The following is a 16,929-nucleotide window of genomic DNA, read 5'->3' on the forward strand; positions in this document are numbered from 1 at the left end:
CAAATATAAAATGCTATAAATTAAGGTTGTTTTCCTATATAAGCTAATATGCCACCGTCAACATAAAGAATATGACCATTAACAAAATTTGACGCCTCAGAAGCAAGAAAAACGGCTGCACCGGCTAAATCATCAGGTGTACCCCATCGTCCAGCAGGTGTTTTAGCGATAATAAACTGATCAAACGGATGACGAGAGCCATCAGTTTGTTTTTCACGTAATGGCGCAGTTTGTGGTGTGGCAATATAACCCGGACCAATACCATTACATTGAATATTGGCATGACCAAATTCTGAACAGATATTTTTGGTTAACATTTTTAATCCACCTTTTGCCGAAGCATAACCGACAACGGTTTCACGACCAAGTTCACTCATCATTGAACAGATATTAATAATTTTTCCACTACCTTTATTTATCATTGATGGTAATACAGCTTTAGCCATAATAAATTGACCGGTCAAATCAATATCAATAATTTTTCTATAATCAGCAGCACTGGTTTCCAGCATAGGTTTTCGCTGAATAATACCGGCATTATTTACTAAAATATCAATAACGCCATGCTCTTTTTCTATTTGAGTAATGGCTTGTTTAACCGCTACTTCATCGGTAATATCAAATAGGTAACCATGAGCATCAATACCTGCTGCTTTATAAGCATCAAGTCCTTTTTGTAAATTTTCTGGAACAATATCATTGAATACGATTTTTGCTCCAGCGGACGAAAGTGCTTTTGCAATTTCAAAACCGATACCATAAGAAGCGCCGGTAACAAGAGCAATTTTATTGTTAAGTGAAAATCTATTTAAAATCGACATAATTATATTCTCCAATATATTTCAGATAGACAGAAAATTATCTATCACATTTCTTTTAAGATATTAACAGGTACTTTGGTTAGATAAAGCGCAGGTACATCTTGTGCATCACATGAGTATAAAACATATTGATTATCAGGAGAGAATGAAGGATGAGGATGAGTCACTTGACGATCTCCTGCTAAAACTTTCCAAGAACTATTATGTTTAACTAGCTTATGTGCTGTTTTAGTCTTAGGCGCCAAAATATATAACCAAGGGTCATTTTCAATTTTATAACCACTAGTATCAATTACATCAACCGGACTTCCTGTTCCATCACCAATATACAGTGAGCCATCAAAATTACTCATTAAATGTGAACAAGCAGGCATCTCCATAATTTCTTTATCTTCATTTGTTACTGGATTATAAAGACGTATATAACGTTCTTGTTGTCCTTTCATATAAGAGACATAAGCAAGTCCTGATCCATTTGGAACCCAAAACTCATGTGTACAACTTTCTCCTGGTAAATTATCGTGCGCTTTACGTTCATTATCACCATTACTATCAACTAACCATATTCTGGCATCGACTAAATCATGAGGACCTTCATGGCAAAAAGCGATAGTATTATCATCAAATGGTCTAAAAATAGGGTGACCTAACCAAACGTTTTGATCTATCACTGTTTTAGCTATTCCGGTTTGAATATCAATGTTAATTAAACGACAATGTGGATTTTTGTCATAAAAGGCTTTAAATATTGTCCAATCGGTAAGAGGCGTCCAATCTTTTTTATCAATCTCAATCCCAACAATTTGAGTACAATCACTATTTGCCACCCAAGTTCCATAGCCTACCCAAGCATCAGGAACAGTATAAATATTTTTTTCTTCCAATGTGGCTAAATTTACCTGCTGTAAATTGCGTTCATTTTTAACATAATATAAAAATTTATCATCAGGGGATAAAAATCCGCCAAAAGTATTATCACCTGAATCTTCCGTTAGTTGCATAGCTGTTTGGGTTGCTATATCAAGTAAATAATAGTTACGATTTACATCAAATTCACCTGCAAACAATATTTTGCCATCTTTGGTAAAACATTTTTGATAGAAATAATTACGATGACAAAGTACATTTTCAGGTGTTAATCGTATAATTTCATTCTTTGAATCTTCGTCAATAAACGATGAAAACGATAATCGTACTATATTACCTTTTGCCATAAAAACTCCTGAATATAAAAGATCCTATTTTTTTATGAATAAATAGTAATATAAAAATAATCCTCGTTTTGTGACAAACATCACATTGCAATAAATTTATTAAAACATCGTTTTATTTTAATTAAAAAAATTGATATATTTTTTGGTAAGCATATAATGAAAATGAAATAATTTGAATATCAACACAGTAACAATTTTTGTGTAATTTGTTATTACTTTTTAATAGGTTAGAGGTAAATTATGAAAATAGCACTAATGAATGAATTTAGCCAAGCAGCTAAAAACCCAATTATTTTAAATGAATTGACAGGTGTGGCAAACAAATATGGACATACTGTTTTTAATGTAGGGATGGATGGCGACAACGATAATAAATTAACTTATGTTCATTTAGGTATTATTGGTGCTATTTTGTTAAACAGTAAAGCGGTGGACTTTGTTATCTCTGGTTGTGGTACTGGACAAGGTGCATTAATGGCATTAAATGCGTTTCCGGGTGTTAATTGTGGATATTGTTTAGATCCAACTGATGCTTATCTTTTTGCACAAGTTAATAATGGTAATGCTTTAGCATTAGCTTTTGCTAAAGGATATGGTTGGGGAGGAGAACTTAATGCTCGATATATTTTTGAAAAAGCATTCGAAGGTGAAAAAGGTTTAGGTTATCCACCAGAACGCCGTGAATCACAAAATGCCAATGCGATTATCTTAAATGATATGAAAAAAGCAGCCGGAAAATCATTAATTGAGTCATTAAAATCGATAGATCAAACTTTACTTAAAGATGCAATTAAAGGTGAACGTTTCCAAAAATGCCTATTTGAAAACAGCCAAGATGCAGAGTTAACCGCTTATATTAAAAGCGTTTTAGCTTAATAAGCATTTTTTAGATTGCTGTATTTTTGTGTCATTTTTAAATTTGTATCTTGAAATGACACACTACTTTTGGCGAAATTAAAGTATCTTTTTAATTTCGCCGGCACACTTAAATCAAACCAAATTTCTGTAATGCTTTGGCGATACCATCTTTATTATTAGTATCAGTAATAAATTCAGCTTGTTGTTTTAATTCATCAACCGCATTACCCATAGCAACAGGATGATCAACAGTTAAAAACATCTCAAAATCATTCATTCCGTCACCAAAAGCATAAGTAGGCACATCGGTAAAATCTTTATTTTGTAATAACTTATTAATACCAAAACCTTTAGATCCACCATGATTAAAAACATCAACGCAATAAGGCGCATTACGGATAAAGGTTAATTCAGGAAAAATTTCCCGATAATGTGATTCACCTTCCTCACATAATAATAGCAACATCTGTATAGATTCTTTTAAATAAAACTGATCATCAACAGGTGGAACTTGCTGTTTAAGGTAATGATAAAAAGCTTCCGCTGGTTTACCATGTTCTGACACTCGCATCTTTTCATGATTATAAAAAGATAAAGGAATGTTCATTTGTTGTTTAGAAAATTGATATATTCGATTAATGACATCTTGATCTATATTATTAGTAAAAACTGTTTCGCCTTCGTATAAAACTGCTTGTCCATTCATGCCTATAATAGAATCAATCTGTGTTTTTTCCATTAAATTAGCAACTTCACAAGGTGTTCTACCTGTAGCAATAACAGGAATAATATTATTATGTTTTAGCTTTATTATAGCTTCAAGTGTACTTGGTAATACTTCGATTTGGCTATTAAACAGCGTTCCATCTAAATCGAAAAAAACGATAGCTTCCGGTTTTTTACTCATTTTACAAATCCAAAATATGTTTAATAAATGGTATAGTTAATTTACGTTGTTGAGCTAAAGTTGCCACTTCAAATTTTTCTAATAATGAAAACAGCGTTCGCATATCACGATTAACACGTTTTAATAAAAATAGTCCTACTTCGGTTGATAATTCAAATCCACTCAATTGCGCCCTTAATTGCAAAGCCTTGAGCTTATCATCATCACTTAACTCTTTTAATTGATAAACTTGTCCCCAAGTCAATCTAGACACTAAATCGGGTAACATAAATGAGAGTTGTTTAGGTGGTGCATTAGCAGTAATCAATAATTTAGTAATATTTTTCTCAGTTAAACGATTAAATAAATCAAAAATAGCTTCCTCCCACTCACGATATCCTGCAATAGCATCAATATCGTCTAAGCAAACTAAGTCATAATTATCTAGTCCTTGTAAGATTTCAGGTACTAAATAACAATGTTGTTTCAAAGGAATATAACTAGCTAATTTATTTTGACTGGAGGCATGCAACAGATGAGTTCGACCCGCAGCAGTAGTCGACCACATATAAAAGACGTTAAAACCTTCCTTATCAAGTAAAGTTTGTAATGAATCAAACAATAACTGATTATCACCCACATAAAAACTGTCAAAAGTCTCATTGCTAGGTAATATAAAAGGTAAAGGTAGCTGCGAAAGAGTAATAAAATAGCCTCACAATAGAAAAAAATTCATACTAAGTATAAATTTGCTTTCACAAAAATCAATCACTTTTATAGAAAAGAGATAAGATATCAAAAGATACTATAAAAAATTAGGTTCTTAGACAATTATATGCCGATCAAAACGTCCATAAATAATAGCAAAGCCTGATTGTAAAATAACTTAAAACTACATAAAGATCTCATCATTATCTTCCACAGTAAAACAAACTGTTTTTTTTAACCCTAAACTATTTCTCTTAGCAGATTTAAGATTATTCTATTACTTGCGTAACTTTAGTTTTGTTACTGTTATTGTACGTATAATTGTAGGTTATTTTTCAGCGAAATAATTGGATCACAACTTAACTAATCGCTTTAAATAGATCATCATATCGATTTATTGTCACTTACATAAGCATAAAATATAAGCAATAAAAGATAAATTTTAAGCGATCAAACTTATTTTTTGTGGATAACTCTGTGATAAATCCCCATAATAACTTGTGATAAGCATATTAATAACCTTGAACTAGAATTCACATGTGGATAACTTAGCTATTTATAAACAGGTTTAATTTAAAAAAGATCGGATCAATTAACAGAATTCACCGATAAATAAGATCCTATAAAATAATCATAAAATATAGTTATACACAAAAACGATCCGATCTAATAATAATAAAAATAAAAAGATCACATAAAAGATCTTATTTAATTTATTTGGCGATCCAAACAGATCATTTGACGTAACCAAAAAGATGAGTAAAATCCCTTACGCTAAATTAAACCAAATCACCATGTCTAAAATTACGATCATTTACATGCAAAACAATAACGAGGCTTTTTATGTTTTATCCAGATCTTTTTGATGTCATCATTGTCGGTGGCGGTCATGCAGGAACAGAAGCGGCAATGGCATCAGCAAGAATGGGGCGAAAAACACTACTTTTAACCCATAATATCAATACATTAGGTCAAATGTCTTGTAACCCCGCAATAGGTGGTATAGGTAAAGGACATTTGGTTAAAGAGATCGATGCTATGGGAGGATTAATGGCTCATGCTATTGATCTTGCAGGGATCCAATTTCGGATCTTAAACAGTAGCAAAGGGCCAGCAGTTAGAGCAACCCGCGCTCAAGCCGATCGATCTTTATACCGTAAAGCTGTGAGAACCGCACTGGAAAACCAAGAAAATTTAATGCTATTTCAACAATCCGTTGAAGATGTGATCATTGAGAACGATCAGATCACCGGTGTAACCACTCAAATGGGCGTTTCGTTTAAAGCTAAAGCTGTTGTCTTAACGACCGGTACTTTTTTAGACGGAAAGATCCATATCGGACTTGATAACTACAGCGGTGGTAGAACAGGCGATCCTGCTTCTATTGGCTTATCTAAAGCGTTGCACCAATATCCATTTAGAATGGGTCGATTGAAAACAGGAACACCACCTCGTATTGATGCCAGAACCATTGATTTTTCACAATTAGGTACACAATATGGTGATGATCCTGTTCCTGTATTTTCGTTTTTAGGTAAAGCAAGTGAACACCCACAACAGATCCCTTGTTATATCACAAGCACTAATGAAACAACGCATGAGATCATTCGTAATAATTTAGATCGTAGCCCGATGTATACTGGTGTTATTGAAGGCGTTGGTCCAAGATATTGTCCTTCAATTGAAGATAAGATCATGCGTTTTGCTGATCGTAATTCACATCAGATCTATTTAGAGCCTGAAGGATTAGATAGTAATGAAATTTATCCTAATGGGATCTCAACGAGTTTACCTTTTGATACTCAGCTTGCTTTTGTTCGTAGTATGAAAGGACTTGAAAACGCAAATATTGTAAGACCAGGCTATGCGATCGAATATGATTACTTTGATCCTAGGGATCTTAAGCCAACGCTTGAAAGTAAAGTTATAAAAGGACTCTTTTTAGCAGGACAAATCAATGGTACAACCGGTTATGAAGAAGCCGCAGCTCAAGGTATGCTTGCCGGTCTTAACGCTGCTCGTTTTGTTTATGATCAAGATCAATGGTATCCAACGCGCGATCAAGCTTATTTAGGCGTGTTAGTTGATGATCTTTGTACGCTTGGTACTAATGAACCTTATCGAATGTTTACCTCACGCGCTGAGTATCGTTTGATGCTTCGTGAAGATAATGCAGATATTCGCTTAACTGAGATAGGTCGAAATCTTGGAATGGTTGATGATTATCGTTGGCGACGTTTTAATGAAAAATTTGATGCTATTGAACAAGAAAGAGCGCGTTTACGTGATATTTGGGTTCATCCTCATATTGAATCAATTGACGAAGTTAATGCAGTATTAAGCGCTAATTTGACCAAAGAAGCGAATGGTGAAGAGTTACTTAAACGTCCAGAAATGAACTATCAAACATTAAAATCACTATCATTATTTGCACCGGGCTTAAGCGATGAACAAGCTGCCGAACAGGTTGAAATTCAAGTCAAATATGACGGTTATATTAAGTTACAAATTGAAGAAATTGAACGTCAAAAACGTAATGAAGAAACATTAATCCCAGATCATATTGATTATGCTGAAATTTCTGGTTTATCTAATGAAGTTGTTGCGAAATTAAAACAACATAAACCGGTCTCTATTGGCCAAGCTTCACGTATATCAGGTATTACGCCAGCTGCTATTTCGATGTTATTAGTTTATTTGAAAAAGAAGAATTATGTTAAGAAAGAAACTCTCTAATTTAATCGATCAAACTGATCTTTCGATCTCAGAACAACAAAAAGATCAGCTTATTCACTATGTCACCTTGCTAGATAAATGGAATAAGGCGTATAACTTAACCGCAGTACGTGATCCTAATGAAATGCTAGTAAAACACATTATGGATAGTTTAGTTGTTTCACCTTATTTAGTCGGTAAAACCTTTATTGATGTTGGTACCGGACCAGGTTTACCTGGCATACCACTTGCTATTATTAATCCGGATAAGCAGTTTGATTTGGTTGATAGCTTAGGTAAAAGAGTTCGTTTTTTGAAACAGGTTCAGTTTGAATTAAAATTACCCAATATAAATCCAATACAAAGTCGTATTGAAGAGTATACACAAAAACAGTTTGACGGTGTTATAAGTAGAGCTTTTGCCTCTTTGCAAGATATGCTTAATTGGTGTAAACATCTTCCTAATGATCAAGGATCTTTTTATGCTTTAAAGGCGAATGATCTCGATCCGATCCCAGAAGGATTTACCTTAAAACAAACCGTCAAACTAACGGTTCCACAACTAGATGCGCAAAGATGTTTGGTTATTATTCAGTAATTTTATACTGAAACGTATAGTTAACCTGAAACATCTTTACAATGTTAATTTTTGCGTTTTTTCAAGTAATCCTTAATTCCGTCAACAATGGCTTTAGATACTTGATTTTGGAATGAAACAGTCTTTAATTTTTGTTCTTCACCAATATTACTGATAAAGGCTGTTTCGACTAATACTGACGGGATATCTGGAGCTTTTAATACGGCAAAACCAGCTTTTTCTATCGATGGCTTATGTAATTTATTTACACCTTTCATACGATTTAATATCGCTGTGCCAAGTAATACACCATTACTTAGTGTTGTTTTTTGCACTAAATCTAAAATAGTATTATCTAAATACTTATCCCCGCTTCGGCTCACGCCCCCTATTTGGTCGGCTTCATTCTGGGTTTGTGCTAAGTAGCTCGCAGCAGAACTACTCGCACCACGCGTGGATAATGAAAAGACCGAAGATCCTTTTACTGCTCGACTAGCAAATGCATCAGCATGGATAGAGATAAAAAGATCTGCATGTAAAGATCGTGCTTTGGCAACGCGTACTTTCAAAGGGATAAATATGTCTTCGTTACGTGTCATATAGACTTTAATCTGAGGTTCTTTCTTAAGCAGATTATAGGTTCGACGTGCAATTTGTAACACAATATCCTTTTCTCGGGTCTTTTTATAACCAATAGCGCCCGGATCTTCACCACCATGACCGGGATCGAGCATAACAATAATAGGTGCATTCTTCTTTTTATTGGTTGGCGTTTTTATTTCTGCCTGTTTTTTATTAAGATCCCCTTTTTTATACTCTTCTAATAATGCTAATAAAGGATCATCATCAGCTGAATTTGGTTTTGAAGGATAAAGATCGATGACTAAACGATCTTTAAATTCTGCAACCGGTGCTAATGTAAAAATATTAGGCTGTACATCTTGTTTTAATTCGATCATGATCCGAACTGTTTTGGGATCACGTTGAAGAACACGAATTGATTTTATATAAGGATCACGGCTTAAGACTTTTGATGAAATTGTTTTTAAGGTTGGATTTAAATTTAAATTGTCAATATCAATGGCAATTCGTTCAGGGTTACTTAGAAAAGTACGTTTATAACTAAGATTAACGTTCGATTCTAATGTGATTCTGGTATAGGTTGACGACGGCCAAACGCGAACGGCGACGATTTGTGCCATTGGCGCAGCCAAGCCAATTCGAGAGACTGACAATAAACAAGTAGCAATAATACCTTTAATTAAAAGGCGCTTTGTTGGACTAAATGTTTTTGGCATACCTAAACACTTTTTTGTTATATGAATTAAGCGCGAATAATACCATAAAATAAAAAGATGTTAAAAAGAATGATTCTCATCATAACGTGTTTTTTCGTTAAAGAGATAGCTTATTTTTCATTATAATTCATCTATTTTATAGTTTGCTAAATTTTAGCATGTCATAGTAATCGATGTTTATAATCTAACATTTTGAATTAATACATAAAAAAACGAAAAAAGTGTTAAATTATTATTAATCATCATAAGTAATATAAGTGACAGACTTTATAATATCATTTTATATTTTATTATAGACCCTACATTAACAAAGGATTACAATATATTTCGCTAAAATCGCGGATTTAAAGCCGTTTTCATTTTAACAATTAAATATAGCTGAGTTATTGATGAGCAAGAAACTACATATCAAAACTTGGGGCTGCCAAATGAATGAGTATGACTCTAATAAAATGGCAGATCTCCTTTTATCTACCCACGGGTTAACTTTAACAGATGATGCAGAAGAAGCCGATATTTTACTATTAAATACTTGTTCTATTCGTGAAAAAGCCCAAGAGAAAGTCTTTCATCAATTAGGTCGTTGGAAGAACCTTAAACAACATAACCCAAATATAATTATTGGTGTTGGTGGTTGTGTTGCTTCTCAAGAAGGCGCTCATATTCGTAAACGCGCTCCTTTTGTTGATATTATTTTTGGACCACAAACTTTCCACCGTTTACCCGAAATGATCGAACAAATAAGAAGTGGTAATGGTAATCATGTGGTCGATGTAAGTTTTCCGGAAATTGAAAAATTCGATCGCCTTCCTGAGCCTCGTAGTGAAGGGCCAACTGCATTTGTATCGATTATGGAAGGATGTAATAAATATTGTACTTACTGCGTTGTGCCATATACACGAGGCGAAGAAGTCAGTAGGCCTTGTGATGATGTGATTTATGAAATAGCGCAACTTGCTGAACAAGGCGTACGAGAAGTTAACTTGCTTGGTCAAAATGTTAATGCTTATCGTGGACCAACGTTTGATGGTGATATATGTTCATTTGCTGAGTTATTACGTTTAGTTGCCGCTATTGATGGTATTGATCGTATTCGTTTTACCACCAGTCATCCTATTGAATTTACTGATGATATTATCGATGTTTACCGTGATACCCCTGAACTGGTCAATTTTTTACATTTGCCGGTGCAAAGCGGATCAGATCGTGTGTTGAATCTAATGAAACGTACTCATACGGCAATTGAATACAAATCAATTATTCGTAAATTACGTAAAGTGCGACCAGATATTCAAATTAGTTCCGATTTTATTGTTGGATTTCCGGGTGAAACGCAAGAAGATTTTGAACAAACCATGAAACTCATTGCTGATGTTAATTTCGATTTAAGTTATAGTTTTGTTTACTCTTCTCGCCCAGGTACGCCGGCAGCCGAAATGGAAGATAATGTATCCGAAGAAGAGAAAAAACAGCGTCTTTATATTTTACAAGAACGCATTAATCAGCAAGCGATGCAATTTAGTCGTCGTATGCTAAATACAGTACAACGTATTTTAGTTGAAGGACCATCTAAAAAAGATATTATGGAATTAACTGGTCGAACTGAAAATAATCGAATTGTTAATTTCCAAGGTCGTCCTGATATGATTGGTAAGTTTGTGGATGTGGAAATAACCGATGTTTATCCTAATTCACTACGAGGTAAAGTTGTGCGAACAGAAGATGAAATGGATTTACGCGTCAGTGAGTCCCCATTGTCTGTTATTTCACGTACACGTAAAGAAAATGATTTAGGCGTAGGAATTTATCACCCATAAGAAATGAGTAGTAAAGAATTTAACAATTTAAATTAAAAAAAATTTATTCAATGAAATATAAGGACGATAATATAATGTTTATTATATTTGGAACGCGTGGAAGGGAAGTTCACGAAAAAAGTGGGCAATTTAATTGCCCAAAATGTTGTTCTCAACAAAATACAGTTACTGATGAAAAACAGCAACAATATACACAAATAAAAGTAGCTAAATATTTTACTCTGTTTTTTATTCCTATTTTCAGTTATGAAACATTAGGAAGATACATCAAATGTGATCATTGTCATTCTGAATATAATGAAAAGGTTTTAGAGTATGTACCGCCAACATTTGCAGAACAATTAGCCTCTTATGTTGAACAAGAGTTAAAAACGGGTACACCTATCTCAATGCTAATAAATAAATTAAAAGCACAAGGACTTGATCAAGATCAATCAACAAAAGCAGTTGATTATATTGTGGCTAATAATATTGTCACTTGTCATCAATGTAATATGGACTTTTTAAAAGGCGTTGAAAAATGTTCATTATGTGGACAACGTATTAGTCAGTAAAAATGAATTATTAGAGGACTTATTTTTGAATATTACGAAACATGAAATATTGCTTGAACCAGCAGATAATCAAAGACTTAATAGCCTTTGTGGTCCTCATAACGATAACCTTAAACAAATAGAACGTCGTCTTGGTATTGAAATTAATCATCGTGGAAATCAATTTACAATAACAGGTGATGTTATTTGTGTTAAAGCAACCGGTGAAATTTTACAAACACTTTATAAGCAAACGAAAGTAAAAGATAAAATCGTAGATATTGAACCTGAACAGATCCATTTAGCCATTAAAGAGTCAGGTGCGCTGGAAAAAGCAAGTGAACATCTACCTGCTTATGTGGATCAGCATGGTAGCAAGTTAGTAATGATTAAGACCAAACGAGGTATAATAAAACCAAGAACACCTAATCAAGCGCAATATATTGCCCATGTTTTAGATTATGATATCTCATTTGGTATTGGGCCTGCTGGTACGGGTAAAACTTATTTAGCCGTTGCTGCTGCGGTTGATGCGCTGGAAAAACAGCAAATTCGTCGCATTGTGTTAACCCGACCAGCGGTTGAAGCAGGTGAAAAACTTGGCTTTCTACCCGGTGATTTAAGTCAAAAAGTCGATCCATATTTGCGTCCACTTTATGATGCATTATTTGAAATGCTCGGTTTTGAAAAAGTAGAAAAACTTATCGAGAAAAGTGTCATTGAAGTTGCTCCTCTAGCCTATATGCGCGGACGCACACTTAATGATGCATTTATCATTCTCGATGAAAGCCAAAATACTACTATTGAACAAATGAAAATGTTTTTGACTCGTATTGGTTTCAATTCTAAAGCGGTAATAACTGGTGATATTACGCAAATAGATCTACCTCGTCATCAAAAATCAGGTTTGCGCCACGCGATCGAAGTATTGAGCCAAGTAGATGAAATTAGTTTCAATTTTTTCAATAGCGAAGATGTAGTACGCCATCCGGTGGTTGCCAGAATTGTCAATGCTTATGAAAAATGGGAAGAGCAAGAACAACTTCATAATCAACAACCTACGGAAAGAAATAACTAAAGGAGTATTATTATTTCTATCGCACGTAATAAAAATAGAACCGAAATTCGGGACCACTCACAAGAGGCCAATCTTTTTTTGCGTCGGGCGCTGTTTGCCTTTGTTGTGATCATTTTATTGGTGATAATTTTACTCACCAATTTAGCCGATCTCCAGATCTCCAATTTTAGCTATTACAGTACCAAATCCAATAATAATCGTATTGAAATCATTCCTATTCCACCTAGTCGCGGTATGATTTATGATCGTAATGGTACAGCATTGGCCATTAACAACATCACTTATCAGCTTAATATCATTCCTGATAAAATTAAAAATCTAAATGACCAGTTTGATGAATTAAAAAAAATCGTTGATTTAACTGATGAAGACATAGAAAATTTTCAAAAAGAACGACGCAACTATAAAGCGCATCGCCCGGTACCACTAAAAGATAATTTAACTGAAAAGCAAATCGACCGGTTTGTTGTCGATCAACATCGTTTTCCGTTTGTTTCTATTGTTGGTATACAGCATCGTTACTACCCTTTTGGTGCATCACTGACCCACATTCTTGGTTATATTTCTAAAATCAATAGTCAGGACAAACAACGTTTAGATGACGAAAATAAAACCAGTGATTATGTTGCGACGCAAAATATCGGTAAAATGGGCATTGAACGTTATTATGAAGATGTGCTGCATGGTTATCCAGGTTATGAAGAAGTAGAAGTAAATAGTCGGGGACGTATTGTCCGTCAGCTCAATCAACACCCACCTCAAGCTGGTGAAGATATCTATTTATCTATCAATTTGAAATTACAACTCTATATTGAACAACTTTTAGAAGGAAGAAAAGCGGCTGTAGTTGCATTGAATCCTAATAATGGTGAAATCTTAGCTTTAGTTTCAAGTCCTAGTTATGACTCTAACCCTTTTGTTGGAGGGATCTCTAGTGCCAAATATAGCGCATTACTAAATGATCCAGATAAACCCTTGTTTAATCGCGTATTACTAGGTGCTTATCCTCCGGCATCAACCGTTAAACCATTTATATCTATTGCTGCGCTAAGTGAAGGAGTTGTTAGTCCTAAAAGTGTAATTAACGATCCCGGCTGGTGGCAATTACCCGGAACAGAAAAACGATATCGTGACTGGTTAAAATGGGGACATGGTCGTGTTGATGTATTAAAAGCAATTGAAGAGTCAGTTGATACTTACTTTTATCAAGTAGCCTACGACATGGGGATAGATCGCTTAAGTCTTTGGATGAATAAGTTTGGTTATGGTGAACGTACAGGTATTGATATCTCACCGAATGAAGAAACGCGGGCGGTAATGCCAAGTCGTGAATGGAAATTAAAACGCCATAAAAAACCTTGGTTACAAGGTGATACGATTCCTGTTGGTATTGGGCAAGGCTACTGGACAGCAACGCCTATGCAAATGGTTAAAGCACTATCAATCTTAATCAATAATGGTAAAACTTATACACCACATTTTTTATTATATAAAAAGAGCGACATATTAAAGTCTGACCAAAATCAACCAGAGGTTAATCAAAATCAGTTTGAAGAAGACAATAGTTTAACCAGTGTTAATCCTAATTATTGGGCCTTAGCTAAAGAAGGTATGCATAGAGTGATGTTTGGATCACGAGGAACAGCAAGAAAAGTTTATGCGGATGCTAAATATCAAGCTGCAGGTAAATCTGGTACCGCCCAAGTATATAGTTTGAAAGAAGATGAAGTTTATAATGCGCATAAAATTCCTGAGCATTTACGCGATCATGCCCTATTTATTGCCTATGCACCTTATGATAAACCAACGATCGCTTTAGCAATCGTACTGGAAAATGGTGGGGGCGGAAGTTCACATGGTGGAGCGGTAGCACGCAAAATATTAGATTATTACCTATTAGGTAATGACTCAACCGAGTTAGACGATTCATCATCACCCAATACAGGACATGAAGATTAATGATTAATAATAACAAGCAATCTTTTTGGCAAAAGATACATCTCGATCCACTTTTTTTCCTTTTTGTAGCTATATTGCTTGGCTATAGTCTTTATATACTGTGGAGTGCCAGTGGCCAAGATATCGACATGATGCAAAGGCGCGTCATACAGATCTTCTTAGGTTTTTCTGTCATGATTATTCTTGCACAATTTTCACCGAGAACTTATGAAAAATGGGCGCCTTATCTTTATATAATTTGCATAATTGTCTTATTATTGGTAGATATTTTTGGTTACACCAGTAAAGGTGCGCAACGGTGGTTAGATTTAGGGGTATTACGCTTTCAACCTTCTGAAATAGCCAAAATTGCAGTGCCATTAATGGTCGCGAAATTTATTAACCGTGAAGGATGTCCACCACCTTTAAAAACAACATTACAAACACTCGCTATTATTGGCGTTCCTACATTACTTGTTGCGATGCAACCTGATTTAGGTACCGCGATTTTAATTGTAATGTCGGGAATATTCATCATCTTTTTAGCGGGTATTCACTGGCGATTTATTATTATTTCGATAATTTTAATTGCGGCTTTTTTACCAATTATGTGGTTCTTTTTAATGCATGATTACCAACGTGAGCGAATCTTGACGCTCTTTAATCCTGAACGCGATCCGCTTGGTACCGGTTATCATATAATCCAGTCAAAAACAGCGATTGGATCAGGTGGAATTTGGGGTAAAGGTTGGTTAAGTGGCACGCAATCACAATTGGAATTTTTACCTGAACGACATACTGACTTTATATTTTCTGTCATCGCTGAAGAGTTTGGTTTTGTTGGCACCATTGTATTACTGATCCTTTTCCTTTGCGTTATAGCAAGAGGATTAATTATTGCTTCACGGGCGCAAACAACATTCGGCAGAATATTGGCTGGTGGACTTGTTTTAGTCTTTTTTGTTTACGCCTTTATTAATATCGGCATGGTCAGTGGAATCTTGCCGGTAGTTGGTGTACCATTACCATTAATTAGTTATGGTGGCTCATCTTTAATAGTGTTAATGGCTGGTTTTGGCATCATGATGTCTATTCACACTCATCGGTATATGTTATCTAAAAATATTTAACGGAATTTAAATAAATGACAAAAAAATTAAAATTATCTGTTGCAATGTTAGTCCTTGCAATTTGTTCATCTGCATCGGCCGAAATCAATTTTCCTATACCTGAAATTCCGCAATTAGATGCAGAATCTTATATCTTAATTGATGCCAAATCTGGCGAAATTTTAGCGCAATATAAAGCAGAACAACAACGCGATCCCGCTAGTTTAACTAAAATGATGACCAGTTATGTAGTTGGTCAAGCTTTGAAATCAGGTCGTATAAGAAATGATGATATGGTAACGGTGAGTAAAGATGCATGGGCAACCGGCAATCCGGTTTTAAAAGGATCATCATTGATGTTTTTAGAAGTAGGTAAAACGGTTTCTGTTAGTGATCTGAATAAAGGTATTATTATTCAATCCGGTAATGATGCATGTATTGCTATGGCTGAACATGTCGCAGGTAGTCAAGGTGCCTTTGTTAATCTTATGAATGAATATGCCAATAAAATTGGCTTACAACATACCCATTTTGAAACAGTTCATGGACTTGATGCACCCGGACAATATACCACGGCTAAAGATATGGCTTTTTTAGGACAAGCCTTAATTCGTGATTTACCGACTGAATATGCGATCTACAAAGAAAAAGAGTTTACTTATACCTTGTCTAAACCACAGTTAAATCGTAACGGTTTGCTATGGGATACCACATTAAATGTTGATGGCATTAAAACAGGTCATACTAACGCGGCTGGTTATAATTTAGTTGCCTCTGCTGTTGATGGTAATACCCGTTTAATTTCAGTGGTTCTTGGAGGAAGAACCTTCAAAGGTCGTGAAGAAGAGAGTAAAAAATTATTAGTTTGGGGATTCCGCTTTTTTGAAACTGCCAATCCGGTTAAAGAGGGAACCCCACTCACCACAGAATCAATTTGGTATGGTGATGAAAATAAAATCCAATTAGGTGCAATTAATGGTGCTTATGTAACGGTACCAAAAGGTCGTTCAGCGGATGTACAAGTTCAATATACTATCGACAACTATATTTATGCACCTATTACTAAAGGTACTGCTGTTGGTAAAATGCAATTTTTACTCGATGGTAAAATTATTAATGAACAACCTTTAGTTGCTCTACAAGATGTTGAAGAGACAGGATTCTTTGGTGGTATTTGGGATTGGATCGGCTTACAGTTCTATAAACTATTTCATTAATTAAATCATGACTACAGTTACTATAAGTGAAATAACGTAACTGTAGTTTTTACTCTAAAAATTATCTACATTCCATTTCAGAAAAAGTTAATTAAATTGTAAAGATGTTTCAGGTTAGCTATACGTTTTAATATAAAACAGACCTCTTTTAGCTCACTTA

General features: G+C 34.6%; 14 protein-coding genes. 9 read left to right on the forward strand and 5 right to left on the reverse strand.

Features of this window, described 5'->3' with window-relative positions; genetic code table 11:
• Positions 1–20: 20 nt before the first annotated feature.
• Complete coding sequence (locus A9G11_RS02065; RefSeq protein ID WP_065617973.1) at positions 21–815, reverse strand: gluconate 5-dehydrogenase; 795 nt, start codon at positions 813–815, stop codon at positions 21–23.
• 50 nt (positions 816–865) lie between these two features.
• Positions 866–2,035, reverse strand: coding sequence for an oligogalacturonate lyase family protein (locus A9G11_RS02070; RefSeq protein WP_065617881.1), 1,170 nt, complete (start codon positions 2,033–2,035; stop codon positions 866–868).
• A 240-nt stretch (positions 2,036–2,275) separates the two neighbouring features.
• Here A9G11_RS02070 and A9G11_RS02075 point away from each other — a divergent pair, with 240 nt between their 5' ends.
• Positions 2,276–2,911, forward strand: coding sequence for an RpiB/LacA/LacB family sugar-phosphate isomerase (locus tag A9G11_RS02075; RefSeq protein WP_065617882.1), 636 nt, complete (start codon positions 2,276–2,278; stop codon positions 2,909–2,911).
• A gap of 109 nt (positions 2,912–3,020) precedes the next feature.
• On the opposite strand, the gene A9G11_RS02080 is transcribed toward A9G11_RS02075, so the two are convergent.
• Together A9G11_RS02080 and hda are read right to left on the reverse strand one after the other, a co-directional pair.
• On the reverse strand, positions 3,021–3,800 hold the full coding sequence (locus A9G11_RS02080) for a Cof-type HAD-IIB family hydrolase (RefSeq protein WP_065617883.1): 780 nt from the start codon (positions 3,798–3,800) through the stop codon (positions 3,021–3,023).
• Position 3,801: 1 nt separating this feature from the next.
• A complete protein-coding gene (gene hda, locus A9G11_RS02085; RefSeq protein ID WP_065617884.1) occupies positions 3,802–4,485 on the reverse strand; it encodes a DnaA inactivator Hda in 684 nt (227 codons plus the stop codon).
• 845 nt (positions 4,486–5,330) lie between these two features.
• On the opposite strand from hda, the gene mnmG reads away from it, so the two are divergent.
• Both mnmG and rsmG read left to right on the forward strand, forming a co-directional pair.
• Positions 5,331–7,223 carry a tRNA uridine-5-carboxymethylaminomethyl(34) synthesis enzyme MnmG gene (gene mnmG / locus A9G11_RS02090; protein WP_065617885.1) on the forward strand — a complete coding sequence of 631 codons (1,893 nt, stop codon included), beginning with the start codon at positions 5,331–5,333 and terminating at the stop codon, positions 7,221–7,223.
• A complete protein-coding gene (gene rsmG / locus A9G11_RS02095; RefSeq protein WP_065617886.1) occupies positions 7,201–7,800 on the forward strand; it encodes a 16S rRNA (guanine(527)-N(7))-methyltransferase RsmG in 600 nt (199 codons plus the stop codon). Before mnmG ends, rsmG begins: the two co-directional genes overlap by 23 nt.
• 44 nt (positions 7,801–7,844) lie before the next feature.
• Here rsmG and A9G11_RS02100 read toward each other — a convergent pair whose 3' ends face one another.
• On the reverse strand, positions 7,845–9,077 hold the full coding sequence (locus A9G11_RS02100) for an N-acetylmuramoyl-L-alanine amidase (protein ID WP_065617887.1): 1,233 nt from the start codon (positions 9,075–9,077) through the stop codon (positions 7,845–7,847).
• A gap of 389 nt (positions 9,078–9,466) precedes the next feature.
• Here A9G11_RS02100 and miaB point away from each other — a divergent pair, with 389 nt between their 5' ends.
• The 6 genes from miaB (at position 9,467) to A9G11_RS02130 (ending at position 16,769) form a co-directional block, all read left to right on the forward strand.
• Entirely contained in the window at positions 9,467–10,894 is a 1,428-nt protein-coding gene (gene miaB, locus A9G11_RS02105) for a tRNA (N6-isopentenyl adenosine(37)-C2)-methylthiotransferase MiaB (RefSeq protein WP_065617888.1), read from the forward strand.
• A 74-nt stretch (positions 10,895–10,968) separates the two neighbouring features.
• Entirely contained in the window at positions 10,969–11,448 is a 480-nt protein-coding gene (locus A9G11_RS02110) for a zinc-ribbon domain-containing protein (RefSeq protein WP_065617889.1), read from the forward strand.
• Positions 11,449–11,473: 25 nt separating this feature from the next.
• Positions 11,474–12,505 (forward strand): PhoH family protein, encoded by a 1,032-nt coding sequence (locus A9G11_RS02115; protein ID WP_065617974.1) that lies wholly within the window; start codon positions 11,474–11,476, stop codon positions 12,503–12,505.
• 78 nt (positions 12,506–12,583) lie between these two features.
• The gene (gene mrdA / locus A9G11_RS02120) at positions 12,584–14,464 is read left to right on the forward strand and encodes a penicillin-binding protein 2 (RefSeq protein WP_218056014.1); all 1,881 of its coding nucleotides are present in this window, start codon (positions 12,584–12,586) and stop codon (positions 14,462–14,464) included.
• On the forward strand, positions 14,464–15,573 hold the full coding sequence (gene mrdB / locus A9G11_RS02125) for a peptidoglycan glycosyltransferase MrdB (RefSeq protein ID WP_065617891.1): 1,110 nt from the start codon (positions 14,464–14,466) through the stop codon (positions 15,571–15,573). The genes mrdA and mrdB overlap by 1 nt, the downstream gene beginning before the upstream one ends.
• A 14-nt stretch (positions 15,574–15,587) precedes the next feature.
• The gene (locus A9G11_RS02130; protein WP_065617892.1) at positions 15,588–16,769 is read left to right on the forward strand and encodes a serine hydrolase; all 1,182 of its coding nucleotides are present in this window, start codon (positions 15,588–15,590) and stop codon (positions 16,767–16,769) included.
• The last annotated feature ends 160 nt before the right edge of the window (positions 16,770–16,929 follow it).

The organism is Gilliamella sp. wkB108 (assembly GCF_001690195.1).
Taxonomy (GTDB): domain Bacteria; phylum Pseudomonadota; class Gammaproteobacteria; order Enterobacterales; family Orbaceae; genus Gilliamella; species Gilliamella apicola_L.